Here is a 14,591-nt window from a genome sequence, read left to right on the forward strand (position 1 = left end):
GATCACCTCCTTTCAGTTGTTACCGACATGAAGGAGGCTAAGGCGATTCTCGGGGACTCGTAAATGCCAAAAAATGCACTGGATGAGCACGACGAAAGTCGCGATCCAGACCGTGAATGCGGAGAGCGATCCGCGTGTTGCACAGGGATGAGGCAGGCAAGTCTGCGCGAACAGCATGCGTTGCAAGCGGTTATCCGTGCAGCTTCAGCCCCTTGGTGATCTTGTCGATCTCCTTGCGCTCGGCATGCAGGCCGAGACCGACGAGGTCGAGTGCATCCGTCGCAACCGCAGCGACAGCGGCGCGGTTGTCCATGTCATTGCCGGTTGCGAACAGGTCCTTCGTATAGAGATGCGGCCGGACGCCGCGCTGCTGCGCCCGTTGGAGTATAGTCGAGAGCTCCGCTGCGCTTGCCGCGAAGATCAGGATCGGCTGGCGGATCAGCGGCCCGTAGAAGCGGCCGGATGCATCCCGGTAGGGCTCGCCCGCGAGTTCCGGAGAGGCTCCAGCGAGACCGCCGGCGAGGAAGCTGGCGACATTGAGTTTTTGCCAGGTTGCGAGATCATCGCGAACCACGATGGCTATCTTGGTATCGTAACGCATGGACGCATCGCTAACCGAGGCCGGCAAGGCCCGTCTTGAACGATCGTGCGGGCCTGAGCAGGACTGGGTCCGGCTCGGCACCGGCGCTGATGGCATCGAGCGCATGGAAGCGTTCTTCCGGGGCTATGCCTATGATCCGCACCGCCACGACACCTATGCCTTCGGGCTGACGCTGTCGGGCGTGCAATCCTTCGATTACCGCGGCGCAAGGCGCGACAGTCTCGGTGGCCACGCCATCGTCCTGCATCCCGACGAGGTCCATAACGGGCGCTCCGGCATCGAGAGCGGCTTCCGTTACCGCATGCTCTATGTCGAGCCGCGCCTGATCCGGCAGGCGATGGGCGAGGGCGGCCGGGCACTGCCCTTCATATCTACAGCGGTTTCACAGGAGCCGCGTTTGGTCGCGGCGATCGCCCGCGCGCTGCGCGATCTCGATCAGCCGCTCGATCCTCTGGCGGTCGATGATCTCCTCGAACGACTGGCGCAGGCCCTGTTGGCGCTCGATCCCTCGGCGGCGCGTGCTTGTCCGTCGCGGCTCGAAAACAGGGCCCTTGAGCGCGCTCGGGACTATCTCGACGCGCACACCGCCGAGACCGTCGATTCGAGCCGCCTGGAAGCCATGACCGGGCTCGATCGTTTCACCTTGGCGCGCCAGTTCCGCGCCGCCTTCGGCACCAGCCCCTATAACTACCTCGTGATGCGTCGCCTCGACCGTGCCCGTCGCATGCTGGCGGAGGACACACCTCTAGCTGACCTGGCCTTCGCCTGTGGCTTCGCCGATCAGAGCCATTTCACCCGCCAGTTCCGCCGCGCCTATGGCGTCACGCCGGGGCGTTGGCGGGCCTTGCAGCAGCAAATCCGGGGTTGAGACCTGCGTCGCATCGGCTTGCCCCGCCTGCCGGCTCCATGCTTGAAGCAGCGAAAGCCGGCTTTGCGGAGTATCTGACATGCAGCTTGGAGTGATCGGCCTCGGCCGGATGGGTGGCAATATCGTGCGCCGGCTGATGCGCGCCGGCCATCAATGCGTGGTCTATGATCGTGATCCGAAGCCGGGTCAGGCGCTCGCCGCCGATGGCGCGACACTGGCCAGCGATCTCAAGGATATGGTCGCCAAGCTCAAGGCGCCGCGCGCCATCTGGGTGATGCTGCCGGCCGGCAAGATCACCGAGGCGACGCTGACCGAGCTCGCCGGCCTCCTCAGTGAGGGCGATACGCTGATCGACGGCGGCAATGCCTTCTGGAAGGACGATGTCCGCCGCGGCAAGGAGCTGGCGGCCAAGGGCATCCATTACATGGATATCGGCACCTCCGGCGGCGTCCATGGCCTCGATCGCGGCTATTGCCTGATGATCGGCGGCGACAAGGAAGCCTTCGACCGGCTGGAACCGATCTTCGCGACGCTGGCGCCCGGCAAGGGCGAGATCGAGCCGACCCGGCATCGCGAGGGCCGCAACCCGACGAGCGAGCAGGGCTATCTCCATTGCGGCCCGACCGGCTCCGGCCATTTCGTCAAGATGGTCCATAACGGCATCGAATACGGCATGATGCAGGCCTTCGCGGAGGGCTTCGACCTGCTGCGCAACGCCTCGGCCAAGGAAGGCCTGCCGGCCGAATACGGCTTTGACTTCGACACGGCAGAGATCGCCGAGGTCTGGCGCCGCGGCTCGGTCGTCACCTCCTGGCTGCTCGACCTGACGGCCGAGGCGCTCGCCGCCGACGAGGAGCTCTCTTCCTATACCGGGAATGTCTCGGATTCCGGCGAGGGCCGCTGGACGGTCGACGCCGCCGTCGAGACCGCGACCCCGGCCGAGGTGCTGACCTCGGCGCTGTTCGCGCGCTTCCGCTCGCGCGTCGACCACACTTTCGGCGAGAAGATCCTCTCGGCGATGCGCGCCGGCTTCGGCGGCCATGTCGAACCCAAGAAGCAGGGCTGATACGGTGGCAGAGGCAGCAGGCGGTGGCCGCCCGGCCGTCATCGTCGTCATGGGCGTCGCGAGCTCGGGCAAGACCTCGCTCGGCGAGCGTCTGGCGGAGCGCCTCGGCTGGCCCTTCCGCGACGCCGATTCCTTCCATCCCCCCGAGAACGTCGCCAAGATGGCCGGCGGCACGCCGCTGAACGACGAGGATCGCAAGCCCTGGCTCGCCGCCATCGCCGCCTGGATCGACGATCTCCGGGCCAAGGGCGAGCACGGCATCGTCACCTGCTCGGCGCTGAAGCGCGCCTATCGGCAGGTGATCGTCGGCGACCGGCCGGATGTCGCGCTGGTCTATCTCAAGGGCTCGCGCGAGCTGATCGGCCGGCGCATGGCCGCCCGCCAGCACCATTTCATGCCGCCGGCCCTGCTCGACAGCCAGTTCGCCGCGCTGGAGGAGCCGGGTGCGGACGAGAAGCCGCTGGTCGTCTCGGTCGAGGACAGCAAGGACGCGATCGTGCAGGACGTGGTCGATCGGCTGGGCCTCTGAGGAGCGGCCTCACGTCACCTCGAACCAGCTCCATAGCCCGAGGTCGAAGCGCTCCAGCACCGTCGACGAGATCAGCCAGCGGCCGGGATTGTCGGCAATGAAGGCGATGTGCAGCTTCTTCCGCTCGGGAATCTGCACGGTATCGAGGAAATAGTTCTCCCAGCCGTCGTCGAGCGGGTGCAGCAGCCGGAAGCTGTGGCCGTGGACGTGGAACGGCTGGACGAAGGCGGTGCGGTTGTCGATCGCCATCACGATCGGCGTGCCGCGCTTGACGCTGAACAGCGGCTTGCCGTCGAAGGAGCCGGTGCCGCCATTCACCCGCCAGGGGCAGGCGAGATCGAGCCCTGTGAAATCGAGCTTCTGGTCCTCGGTGAGCCTGGCGCCGCCCTCGATGACGAGCGCGGGCCGGAGCGCGTCCTGCATCCGCACGCCCAGCGGCAGGGCAGGGTTGAGCTTCAGGGCGGGCATGGCTGCGGGCGGAACCTGCGGCTGCCCCGCCGTCACGATCCTGACCAGCGGCAGCCCGCCACCGATCAGGGCGCTGACATTGACGGCGGCACCGACCTCGATCGGCAGGTCGAGGATCACGTCGTAGCGCGTGCCCGGCGCGAAGGGCAGCTGCGAGCGCACAGGCTCGAAACTCTCGGTCGGCTGGCTGTCGACCGCAATCACGGTCGCCTTTCCGCCGTCGAAGCGCAATCGCATGATCCGGGCATTGCAGGCATTGGCGAGCCTGAGGCGAATCCGCGCACCGGGCCGGGCCGAGATCGGCTGCGGCGGCGAGCGGCCGTTGACGGTGAGCCAACTGCCGAGGCGCCCGGCCGAGGCCGAGGCATTCCCTTGCAGCACGAAGGGCTGGAGCGCCTGGTCGTCGCCGAGGAGCCAGTCGGTTATGAGGACGGGCAGGTCGAGATCGACCGGAGGCGGCTCCTTCTCCTCGACGATGACGAGGCCGCTCAGGCCCCGGCCAGCGGGTTCGGATGAACTGCCGGCCCGAAGCGGGCGATAGAGCAGGGTGCCCGAATCCGCCGGCGTGATCCGGAATTCGCCGGTCTCTCCCGGCGCGATGGGTGGGCGCGTGAAGCTGGCGGCGCCATCCCGTTCGGCCTCGCCGCGCAGGCCGTACCAGTGCAGGTCGAGCGGGGCCGTCGTCTTGTTCTCGATCTTCACGGCCAGCGTTTCGCCCTGCTTGATTCGCAGGGGCGGGGCCGGCGTGCTGCCGTCGAATGCCCAGATTTCCGTATCGACCGGCGGTGACGGACGCAGCCTTGCCTTCGCTGGCGCGGCCACGAGCGTCCGCCGCTGCGGCTCGCTTGCCGGCTTGGTGGTCGGGGCGGGAGCTTGCGCGAAACCCGCTGAGGGCGCGATCAGGCAGGCTCCGCCGAGCCCCGCCAGCCATTGGCGACGCGTGAGCGGGAGCGGGGAGGCGGCGGGCGGTTTCGTCATGCCATACCGCATAATCCGGGCGGCCCGCTCTGGCGAGAGCCGGTTCGGGTCCCCCGGCGAAATGCCCGGCGCAGCGCCTGTTTTGCAGAACCGTCATTTTTTTGCTGCATGGCCCGGTCGAAATGCGTATAGGCCTGCGGCTTGACGATGGCCGCGCTGCGTTTGCTCGCGCGCAGCGCTATCGGACCGGCGGGCGTGGCGGAATTGGTAGACGCACTGGTTTTAGGTACCAGCGGCGAAAGTCGTGGGGGTTCGAGTCCCTCCGCCCGCACCATCGGTCTAGTTTTTTCGCGAGCGCGGCGGCGGTCGAACCGGCGTCGCGCTTTGGACATTGAGACGTAAACGAGCTGTTGGCGGTACAAAAATGAACGTGACCGAAACCCTGTCCCAGGGCCTCAAGCGCGAATTCCAGGTGGTGCTGAACGCCGCCGACCTGAAGACCAGGCTCGATGGCAGCCTCCAGGACCTCCAGGGCAAGGCCAAGATCAACGGCTTCCGCCCGGGCAAGGTGCCGGTCGCGCATCTGCGCCGCCTCTATGGCCGCTCGGTCATGTCCGACGTGCTGCAGAACGCCGTCAACGAGGCGAACCAGAAGATCGTCGCCGACAACAACCTGAAGCTCGCCTTCGAGCCGCAGATCCGCTTCCCCGAGAACAAGGAAGAGATCGAGGCCGCGATGGAGGCCAAGGGCGATCTCGCCTTCACCGTCGCGCTGGAAGTGCTCCCGAAGATCGAGCTCGCCGACCTCTCGGACGTTTCGCTGGTGAAGCCGGTCGCCGAGGTTCCGGACGCCGATGTCGATGCCGCGCTTCTGCGCATGGCTGCCGGCAACCGCAGCTACACCTCGAAGGGCGAGAAGGCCAAGGCCGAGAAGGGCGACCGCCTGATCATCTCCTTCGTCGGCACGCTCGACGGTGAGAAGTTCGACGGCGGCACGGGCGAGGGCATCCCGCTCGATCTCGGCGCCGGCCAGTTCATCCCGGGCTTCGAGGAGCAGCTCGAGGGCGCCAAGACCGGCGAGACCCGCACCGTCAAGGTGACTTTCCCCGAGAACTATGCGGCCGAGAACCTCGCCGGCAAGCCGGCCGAGTTCGAGGTCACCGTGACCGACGTCCAGGGCCCGGACGCCGTCAAGATCGACGACGAACTCGCCAAGGGCTTCGGCATGGAGTCGCTCGACAAGCTCAAGGAAGCCGTGCGCGAGCAGATCGGCCGTGATTTCGTCGCCCAGTCGCGCCGCAAGCTCAAGAAGGGCCTGCTCGACGCGCTCGACGGCAAGTACAGCTTCGAGCTGCCGCCGACCCTGGTCGAGCAGGAGTTCACCAGCGTCTGGGGCCAGGTCGAGGCCGACATGAAGCAGGCCAACAAGACCTTCGCCGACGAGGACACCACCGAGGACGCCGCGCGCGCCGACTACCGCAAGATCGCCGAGCGCCGCGTGCGCCTGGGCCTCGTGCTGGCCGAGATCGGCGAGCAGGCCAAGGTCCAGATCTCGGATGACGAGGTCACCCAGGCCCTGATCGAGCGCGCCCGCTCCTTCCCCGGCCAGGAGAAGGAAGTCTGGGAGTTCTATCGCAAGAACCCGCAGGCTCTCGCCGAGATCCGCGCTCCGATCTTCGAGGAGAAGGTCGTCGACCATCTGCTCGGCCAGGTGAAGGTCGAGGACCAGACGGTTTCGCGCGAGGCGCTCTACGCCGACGAGGATGCCGAGGACACCGCCGAGGCCAAGCCGAAGAAGGCCGCCGCCAAGAAGGCGAAGAAGGCCGAGGCCAAGGCCGACGACGCCTCCGCCTGAGCCTCACGGCAACCTTAACGACAGCTATCGCGCCGCCGGCCTTCGCGACCGGCGGCGCTTCCCTTTTCAGCCGCGACTGCCGTGCTTAAGTGAGTGTCTGCCTAGACACCGCTGATTCGACATCTCGCTGGCTTCCCCAGCGCTCCACCTCAAGGACAGATCCATGCTTCGCGATCCGCTCGAGACCTACAACAATCTCGTCCCGATGGTGGTCGAGCAGTCGAGCCGCGGTGAACGCGCCTTCGACATCTATTCGCGCCTGCTGCGCGAGCGCATCATCTTCCTGACCGGCCCGGTCGAGGATTACTCGGCGTCGCTGATCGTGGCGCAGCTCCTGTTTCTCGAGGCCGAGAACCCCAAGAAGGAAATCTCCTTCTACATCAACTCGCCCGGCGGCGTGGTGACGTCCGGCCTCTCGATCTACGACACCATGCAGCTGATCCGCTGCCCGGTGACCACGGTCTGCATCGGCCAGGCCGCCTCGATGGGCTCGCTGCTGCTGACGGCCGGTGCCAAGGACATGCGCTTCGCCCTGCCGAACGCCCGCATCATGGTTCACCAGCCCTCCGGCGGCTATCAGGGCCAGGTCACCGACATCCTGATCCACGCCCGGGAAGTCGAGAGCCTGAAGAAGCGGCTGAACGAAATCTACGTGAAGCATACCGGGCGTCCCTACGAGGACATCGTCGCCGCGCTGGAGCGCGACAATTTCATGACCGCCGAGCAGGCCCGCGATTTCGGCCTGATCGACAAGGTCATGGAGCGCCGCGCCGAGCCCGAGGCCTGATCGCGGCGCTCGCGATCCTGTGGGTTGGCCCGGCCTTCCGGAGCCCCCATATTGCATTGAGGATCGGCCCCGTGTTTGCATGGGGCCGGGGGTGAGCGGACGAGCGCTCCAATCTGATCCGGCTTAGGCCGGCCCTGCGTATCCGAATGTACCGGAACGGGCCGTTAACCTAATCATCGTGATCTGAGCGCTTAGATATGACGGAGAGACGACGGCTGCATCCGCCACTGGCGATGCGGCTCCCGGCTCCCGAACTGGAGATGGACGATGGCTAACAAGCCCGGCGGCGACTCGAAGAGCACGCTTTACTGCTCTTTCTGCGGCAAGAGCCAACACGAGGTCCGCAAGCTCATCGCGGGCCCGACCGTGTTCATCTGCGATGAATGCGTCGAGCTCTGCATGGACATCATCCGCGAGGAATCCAAATCCGCGCTGGTGAAGTCGAAGGACGGCGTGCCGACTCCCAAGGAGATCCGCAAGGTCCTCGACGACTATGTCATCGGCCAGGAGCACGCCAAGAAGGTGCTCTCGGTGGCGGTGCACAACCATTACAAGCGCCTCTCGCACGCGACGAAGCAGAACGACGTCGAGCTGGCGAAGTCGAACATCCTGCTGATCGGGCCGACCGGCTCGGGCAAGACGCTGCTTGCGCAGACGCTCGCCCGCATCCTCGACGTGCCCTTCACCATGGCCGATGCGACGACGCTGACCGAGGCCGGCTATGTCGGCGAGGATGTCGAGAACATCATCCTCAAGCTGCTCCAGGCTTCCGACTACAATGTCGAGCGGGCGCAGCGCGGCATCGTCTATATCGACGAGATCGACAAGATCAGCCGCAAGTCGGACAATCCCTCGATCACCCGCGACGTCTCGGGCGAGGGCGTCCAGCAGGCGCTGCTGAAGATCATGGAAGGCACCGTCGCCTCCGTGCCGCCGCAGGGCGGGCGCAAGCATCCGCAGCAGGAATTCCTGCAGGTCGACACCACCAATATCCTCTTCATCTGCGGTGGCGCCTTCGCCGGTCTCGACAAGATCATCTCGAGCCGCGGGCAGGGCACCTCGATCGGCTTCGGCGCCAAGGTCGAGGCCCCGGACGACCGCCGCATCGGCCAGATCTTCCGTCAGGTCGAGCCCGAGGATCTGCTGAAGTTCGGCCTGATCCCCGAATTCGTCGGCCGCCTGCCCGTCCTGGCGACGCTGGAGGATCTCGACGAGCCGGCGCTGAAGACCATCCTGACCGAGCCGAAGAATGCGCTCGTCAAGCAGTATCAGCGCCTGTTCGAGATGGAGGACACCCAGCTCACCTTCACCGACGAGGCCGTCAGCCTGATCGCCCGCAAGGCGATCGAGCGGAAGACCGGCGCGCGCGGCCTGCGCTCGATCATGGAGAGCATCCTGCTCGAGACCATGTACGAACTGCCCGGCCTCGAAGGCGTCGAGCAGGTGGTGATCGGCCCCGAGGCGGTGGAGAGCAAGGCCCGCCCGCTCTTCATCTATGCCGAGCGCGAGGACGAGACGAAGACCGCCTCGGCCTCCTGACCTTTCCTGCAATGCGACAACAGGACGCGCGCCCTTGGCGCGCGTTTTGCGTTGTGATGGGCATGGGTCGGTCGCGGTTTCGCATCGCAACAGCCCTGCGCGAGATTGAACCACCTCTTCTCGCGGCATCCGTCCCTCGTCCGTTGCAGGACAGCGGTGCATGGGCCGGATACCTCGCTTGAAAGCCGGCGAGGAAGTCTCCACTTTAGGTGCACTTGCGAGAGTCGCATGCCTTGGAGGGTGCGATGCGCGAGGGCGGAGAGGCGAATGGTCGCCTTGGCCGCACACGTCCGATCGTTCCGCCCATTTCGGGGGTCCGCCGGGCGCAACTGCAAAGGAATTGCCATGACTGGCTCGACGCCACGCGCTCCCTTCGTCCCAGGCGAGGCCGGCACCTTCCCGGTACTGCCTTTGCGCGACATCGTCGTTTTCCCCCACATGATCGTCCCGCTCTTCGTCGGCCGCGAGAAGTCCATCCGCGCGCTTGAGGAAGTGGTGAAGACGGACGGGCTGATCCTGCTGGCGACACAGAAGAACGCCGGCGACGATGATCCGCAGCCCGACGAGATCTACGAGATCGGCACGCTCGCCCGCGTGCTGCAGCTGCTGAAACTGCCCGATTCCACCGTGAAGGTGCTTGTCGAAGGCGTCGGCCGTGCCAAGGCCTCGTCCTATTCGGCGAGCGAATCCTTCTACGAGGCCGAGGCCACCGGCTTGGCCGAGGAAGAAGGCAAGAAGGTCGAGGTCGAGGCGCTCGCCCGTTCGGTCGTCAGCGAGTTCGAGAGCTATGTGAAGCTCAACAAGAAGATCTCGGGCGAGATCGTCGCTGCGGTCACGCAGATCGACGAGCCGACCAAGCTCGCCGATACCGTCGCCTCGCATCTGGCGGTCAAGATCGCCGATCGCCAGGGCGTGCTGGAGATCACCAACGTCGCCCATCGCCTGGAGAAGGTCCTGTCGCTCATGGAGAGCGAGATGTCCGTGCTGCAGGTCGAGAAGCGCATCCGCTCGCGCGTCAAGCGCCAGATGGAGAAGACCCAGCGCGAGTACTATCTCAACGAGCAGATGAAGGCGATCCAGAAGGAGCTCGGCGACGGCGATGAAGGCCGCGACGAGCTGGCCGAGCTGGAGGAGCGCATCGCCCAGACCAAGCTGACCAAGGAAGCCCGCGACAAGGCGACGGCCGAGCTGAAGAAGCTGCGCCAGATGTCGCCGATGTCCGCGGAAGCGACCGTGGTGCGCAACTATCTCGACTGGATGCTCGGCATCCCGTGGGGGAAGCGCTCAAAGATCAAGAAGGATCTCAACGCCGCCCAGCTGGTGCTCGACGACGATCATTTCGGCCTCGACAAGGTCAAGGACCGCATCGTCGAATATCTCGCCGTGCAGCAGCGCGCCAACAAGCTCGCCGGTCCGATTCTGTGCCTCGTCGGCCCTCCGGGCGTCGGCAAGACCTCGCTCGGCAAGTCGATCGCCAAGGCGACCGGCCGTGAGTTCGTGCGCATGTCGCTCGGCGGCGTGCGTGACGAGGCCGAGATCCGCGGTCACCGCCGCACCTATATCGGCTCGATGCCCGGCAAGATCATCCAGTCGATGAAGAAGGCCAAGACCTCCAACCCGCTCATCCTGCTCGACGAGATCGACAAGATGGGCCAGGACTTCCGCGGCGATCCCTCGGCGGCCCTGCTGGAGGTGCTCGACCCCGAGCAGAACTCGACCTTCAACGACCATTACCTCGAGGTCGACTACGACCTGTCGAACGTGATGTTCGTGACGACGGCGAATACGCTGAACATCCCGCCGGCCCTGCTGGACCGGATGGAGGTGATCCGCATCGCCGGCTACACCGAGGAAGAGAAGACGGAGATCGCCCGCAAGCACCTGATCCCGAATGCGATCAAGAAGCATGGGCTCAGCGGCAAGGAGTGGTCGATCACGGACGAGGCCGTGCAGACGCTGGTGCGGCGCTATACCCGCGAGGCCGGCGTCCGCAACCTCGAGCGCGAGCTCTCCAACACGGTCCGCAAGGGCGTGAAGGACATCGTGCTCGGCAAGAAGGCCAAGGTCGTGGTCAACGAGCCGTTGCTTGAGGAGTATCTCGGCCCGCCGCGCTATCGCTACGGCATGGCGGAGACGGAGGATCAGGTCGGTGTCGTCACCGGTCTGGCCTGGACCGAGGTCGGCGGCGAGTTGCTGACGATCGAGGGCGTCATGGTGCCCGGCAAGGGCCGCATGACCGTCACCGGCAACCTGCGCGACGTGATGAAGGAATCGATCTCGGCGGCGGCGTCCTATGTCCGCTCGCGGGCCGTCGATTTCGGCATCGAGCCGCCGCTCTTCGACCGGCGTGACATCCACGTCCACGTTCCCGAGGGGGCGACCCCGAAGGACGGCCCGTCGGCCGGCATCGCGATGGCGACCACCATCGTCTCGATCCTGACGGGCATCCCGACCAACCGGGACGTCGCCATGACCGGCGAGGTCACGCTGCGGGGCAGGGTGCTGCCGATCGGCGGTCTGAAGGAGAAGCTCCTGGCGGCGCTTCGCGGCGGCATCAAGAAGGTGCTGATCCCCGAGGAGAACGCCAAGGACCTGATCGACCTGCCGAAGTCCGTCCGTGACGGGCTGGAGATCGTGCCCGTAGCGCGCATGGAGCAGGTGCTCCAGCACGCGCTGACCCGCCAGCCGGTTCCGATCGTCTGGGAAGAGGATCTCAAGGCTCCGCTGCCCAAGGGCGGGGATGAGGATGCCGCGGGCCTCGTCGCCCACTGACCTCGGATCCAGGAAGAACGAACCGCCGGCGCGCAAGCGCCGGCGGTTTTCTTTTGGGCGCAAGGCCGGTCATTGCCGCAAGGTCTGTTCAGGACCATTTTAAGCCTGCTTCTCCGCAGGCAGTTCGATCAGAGGGCCATGAAGCTGCGACGCCTTCCGAAACGCAGGCCGAAACCGGATGGATGGGCTGCATTCGATAGCCTGCCCGCGCCGGTACGTCGGGCGTTGGCGGAGGCGGATCATCCGCTGAATCCGCTGAAGCTGGCCGGTTCGGTCGATGTCGAAGAAGCGATCCGCCGTGTCGCCCGGCTCGACGCCGCGGCCAGGCGACGTACGGAGCGAGCTGGTTAGCGACCAACAGGCTGCGACGGCAGGTGCCTGACGGATCTGGTGGGCGGTGACGGGCTCGAACCGCCGACCCTCTCGGTGTAAACGAGATGCTCTACCAACTGAGCTAACCGCCCCTCGCGGTCGCCTTTAAGGCCTTGGCCGCCGCATCGCAAGCATTGTCGGGCGAGCGTCTTGCCAAGGCTTGCGGGCGGCCGAATTCCGCCATCTTCATCGTCACCCTGCCGGGCTCATGGAGATCAGCCGCTTGACCCGTTCTCGTCCCGTCCTGCGTTGCGTACTGGCAGGCACCTACCTCGGCCTCGTCCTCGCTGCAGGGCGGGCTGCGGCGCAGTCGCTCCTGCCCGATTCCTTCTTCGTCGATCGTCCGGCCTTTTCCCATCCGGAGCAGCCCGGCAAGCCGGCGAGCTGCGAGAGCATCGCGGCGCAGCTCCCGGATTCGGTGCCACGCGATTCGCGTGTCGACATGGCGATCGCGGGAACGGTGAGTCTCATCCGGACGGACGGTGCGCTTTGGTATGTCGCGGTCTGTGCCGCACCGGGCGTCCGGGTTCTGTGCGTGACCTATGGCGCCGGCGACCTGAAGCTGGGCGACAAGGCGGTCCTGCGCGGCGGATATAACCGCCAGGACAGTCGCCACGTCCTGCTCGATCCCTGCCTGGCATCGCCATGGAACGAGGGTGACGCGGCCGAGTGATAGGAGAGGGCGAGGATAATTTTCCCCAGATGCGATTTTGCCGGCGTCACTCGCTTGACACTTCCGGTCGGGGGCAATACTCACCACGTCGCTGACGGCGAATGCCCCAGCCGCCCTGCGCGGGCGTAGCTCAGTTGGTTAGAGTGCCGGCCTGTCACGCCGGAGGTCGCGGGTTCGAGCCCCGTCGCCCGCGCCATATAAATCAAAGCCTTAGCTCGCTTGGCCGCCCGGTCGTTACACTTTCCGGAGCAGGCTCATTACACCTTTCATCTCGGTTTGTTCTTTCTGAGTTTGGCGCGCCCTTCGCGACGGCTGGCATCGACGTCACGGACGATGGCGATGTTGACCGGGCTGTAGGTCTTCTGAAGCCGGGTCAACTCTAACTCCAGCGCAGTGCGCCAGCGGACAGTTCCAGAAACTCGTCGCCGACAACGGCGTCACCCCATGGATGCTGGCCACCGCGTAGCGGAAACGCGCGCCGTCGCACTGACGATGCCATGAACGCCGACCTCACAACCAAACCACGGATGATACCGATGGAGAGCCTCTCGGAACTCGGTCCCGTGGGCGTTCGCAAGCCTAGCTTGACGACGTGGTTTGCAGGCACTCGACGATCGGCTGCATCAGCCTAACCGCCAGGTCCATGAAGCCGTCAGCAGGCCGGGGGGACAGGTTGGGATGTTGAGTACAGGCCCTGAGATTCTCTGCGGATGCATTTTCGGTTGCGCAGCCTAGGCTTGCGGCAGCCTCGGAAGATCGCTTGCGATGGCGTTCCATCATTGTGGGACCCGCTTCTTGCGAAGCCGAAGGCCCATTGATTTTGAGAAGGACGGACAGGGATGCGCGCGAAAATTGCAGTCTTCGTCATCGGCTTGGCTCTTGCGGGGTGCAATGCCAACTCTGCCGATCAGCGGACCCTCGGCGGTGCGGCCATTGGCGCTGGGACCGGTGCCATCGTTGGCGGCATTGCGGGAGGTGGGCGTGGAGCGGCGATCGGTGCCGCTGTGGGCGGTGTCACGGGCGCCGTGATTGGCCGGGCGACCACTCCGAACAACTGCCTTTATCGTGACCGCCATGGGCGCGTGTTCGAGGCGCGCTGCCCTTGACGTTCTGAAACAAGCCCGCTGGCCCGACGATCGTCGGGAATGACCGGCCCGTTGCTTCGCCTGACGGGAGTTTGGGAGCCCGAGGGCAGAGACCTGACCGATTGGCTTGGGGCGTATGTCGGGCTGGCGCCCGGTGCGCTGGTGGCAGGAGAAGCATGATATGGTGAGCAGACGGCTGGTTCTGTCTGGACTTCTCGGGCTGGCCGGTTCGGCTTTGTTCGACATTGCCATCGGCGCTGCCGCGACAGGCGAGGCAGCGCTGCCAGAAGGGACGGCGCGTGCGCTGGACCAGGTCGATGTGGCATTCAGCCAACGCCCGCAACTGTACTATAATCGGAAGCGGCAGTTTCGCCCCCGGCAGCCGCGTAGCCAGAAATGGCGTGCCCCGCGGCTTCGCCGCTCCCGAGGTCGTTTGCGGCCTCCACGTCGAGCCACGCCGTCCTGACGGGTCTCCGCGATTGGAGCGGGATTTGACATCGGCTCGCCCGCTTGTGTGGCGCGCGGTGCGCCCGAGTGCAGGCCCACGAGTCTGACGGGCTGGCTCCCGCACACGGGATGGGGGCTGTTCCGATTTGCCGTCAGCGGCGCCCGCGGTGCCGGGGCGGCGGGGGCAGCGGCCGGCGGTTGCGCTGGCGATAGCGATGCCAGTTCTTCCGGCGCGGCCGCGGATTTTCTGGCCGAGCGGGAAGGGTAGCCGCGCCCGGTGACCGCGGCTGCGGCGGGCCTTGCGTGAATTCTGCATCCAGCGTGTCGAGCGCGCTTGTTGCCACTGCGGATCGTGCCTCGACCGGTGCCGTCTTCGCTGTCGCCGCAATCAGCACGCCGCCGACAAGTGAAATCAAAAATGATCTGCGTTCCATCTGCATCTCGTCAACTACCTTGATCGTTATGTGCGCTCGGTGGAGCTATGGCTCCTAGTACCATTGCCATGCCAATGCTCGCGATCGTTCCCGATCGGAGCAGAGTTCGGTAATCGAACTCCAGTCGGTGTCTTCGTTTTTTGTGGAAGCGGCAAGATGATCTGCCTGTGCCTTTGA

At 65.6% G+C, this 14,591-nt stretch carries 12 protein-coding genes and 3 tRNA genes; 12 read left to right on the forward strand and 3 right to left on the reverse strand.

All coding sequences use genetic code 11. The features are described from left to right. Positions 1-190: 190 nt before the first annotated feature. Complete coding sequence (locus FHT98_RS22365; protein ID WP_142115340.1) at positions 191-601, reverse strand: DUF2000 family protein; 411 nt, start codon at positions 599-601, stop codon at positions 191-193. Here FHT98_RS22365 and FHT98_RS22370 point away from each other — a divergent pair. The 3 genes from FHT98_RS22370 (at position 600) to FHT98_RS22380 (ending at position 3,064) form a co-directional block, all read left to right on the forward strand. After that, entirely contained in the window at positions 600-1,469 is an 870-nt protein-coding gene (locus tag FHT98_RS22370) for a helix-turn-helix domain-containing protein (RefSeq protein WP_142115341.1), read from the forward strand. The two genes, FHT98_RS22365 and FHT98_RS22370, sit on opposite strands and share 2 nt — an antisense overlap. Before the next feature lie 79 nt (positions 1,470-1,548). Next, positions 1,549-2,535 carry a phosphogluconate dehydrogenase (NAD(+)-dependent, decarboxylating) gene (gene gnd, locus FHT98_RS22375; RefSeq protein ID WP_142115342.1) on the forward strand — a complete coding sequence of 329 codons (987 nt, stop codon included), beginning with the start codon at positions 1,549-1,551 and terminating at the stop codon, positions 2,533-2,535. Between the two features lie 4 nt (positions 2,536-2,539). Further along, a complete protein-coding gene (locus tag FHT98_RS22380; protein ID WP_248309279.1) occupies positions 2,540-3,064 on the forward strand; it encodes a gluconokinase in 525 nt (174 codons plus the stop codon). Between the two features lie 9 nt (positions 3,065-3,073). Here FHT98_RS22380 and FHT98_RS22385 read toward each other — a convergent pair whose 3' ends face one another. Further along, the gene (locus tag FHT98_RS22385) at positions 3,074-4,510 is read right to left on the reverse strand and encodes a multicopper oxidase family protein (protein WP_142115343.1); all 1,437 of its coding nucleotides are present in this window, start codon (positions 4,508-4,510) and stop codon (positions 3,074-3,076) included. A gap of 189 nt (positions 4,511-4,699) precedes the next feature. On the opposite strand from FHT98_RS22385, the gene FHT98_RS22390 reads away from it, so the two are divergent. The 6 genes from FHT98_RS22390 to FHT98_RS26375 all read left to right on the forward strand — a co-directional run bounded on the left by FHT98_RS22390 (position 4,700) and on the right by FHT98_RS26375 (position 11,754). After that, positions 4,700-4,784: transfer RNA gene (locus FHT98_RS22390), tRNA-Leu, on the forward strand. A 90-nt stretch (positions 4,785-4,874) separates the two neighbouring features. After that, positions 4,875-6,305: a trigger factor gene (gene tig, locus FHT98_RS22395; protein ID WP_142115344.1), complete on the forward strand. Its 1,431-nt coding sequence runs from the start codon at positions 4,875-4,877 to the stop codon at positions 6,303-6,305. 163 nt (positions 6,306-6,468) lie between these two features. Next, a complete protein-coding gene (locus FHT98_RS22400) occupies positions 6,469-7,092 on the forward strand; it encodes an ATP-dependent Clp protease proteolytic subunit (protein WP_061963723.1) in 624 nt (207 codons plus the stop codon). Between the two features lie 267 nt (positions 7,093-7,359). Then, on the forward strand, positions 7,360-8,631 hold the full coding sequence (gene clpX / locus FHT98_RS22405) for an ATP-dependent Clp protease ATP-binding subunit ClpX (protein ID WP_061963721.1): 1,272 nt from the start codon (positions 7,360-7,362) through the stop codon (positions 8,629-8,631). 345 nt (positions 8,632-8,976) lie between these two features. Next, entirely contained in the window at positions 8,977-11,403 is a 2,427-nt protein-coding gene (gene lon / locus FHT98_RS22410) for an endopeptidase La (RefSeq protein WP_142115345.1), read from the forward strand. 138 nt (positions 11,404-11,541) lie between these two features. Further along, complete coding sequence (locus FHT98_RS26375; protein WP_142115346.1) at positions 11,542-11,754, forward strand: hypothetical protein; 213 nt, start codon at positions 11,542-11,544, stop codon at positions 11,752-11,754. Between the two features lie 37 nt (positions 11,755-11,791). On the opposite strand, the gene FHT98_RS22420 is transcribed toward FHT98_RS26375, so the two are convergent. Then, positions 11,792-11,867 (reverse strand) — tRNA-Val (locus FHT98_RS22420). 131 nt (positions 11,868-11,998) lie between these two features. On the opposite strand from FHT98_RS22420, the gene FHT98_RS22425 reads away from it, so the two are divergent. The 3 genes from FHT98_RS22425 (at position 11,999) to FHT98_RS22435 (ending at position 13,554) form a co-directional block, all read left to right on the forward strand. Further along, entirely contained in the window at positions 11,999-12,448 is a 450-nt protein-coding gene (locus FHT98_RS22425) for a hypothetical protein (RefSeq protein WP_142115347.1), read from the forward strand. Between the two features lie 119 nt (positions 12,449-12,567). Next, positions 12,568-12,644: transfer RNA gene (locus FHT98_RS22430), tRNA-Asp, on the forward strand. Between the two features lie 643 nt (positions 12,645-13,287). Further along, the gene (locus tag FHT98_RS22435; protein WP_082616993.1) at positions 13,288-13,554 is read left to right on the forward strand and encodes a YMGG-like glycine zipper-containing protein; all 267 of its coding nucleotides are present in this window, start codon (positions 13,288-13,290) and stop codon (positions 13,552-13,554) included. Positions 13,555-14,591 lie beyond the last annotated feature (1,037 nt).

The sequence above is a fragment of the Allobosea sp. AK1 genome (assembly GCF_006714945.1).
Lineage (GTDB): Bacteria > Pseudomonadota > Alphaproteobacteria > Rhizobiales > Beijerinckiaceae > Allobosea > Allobosea robiniae.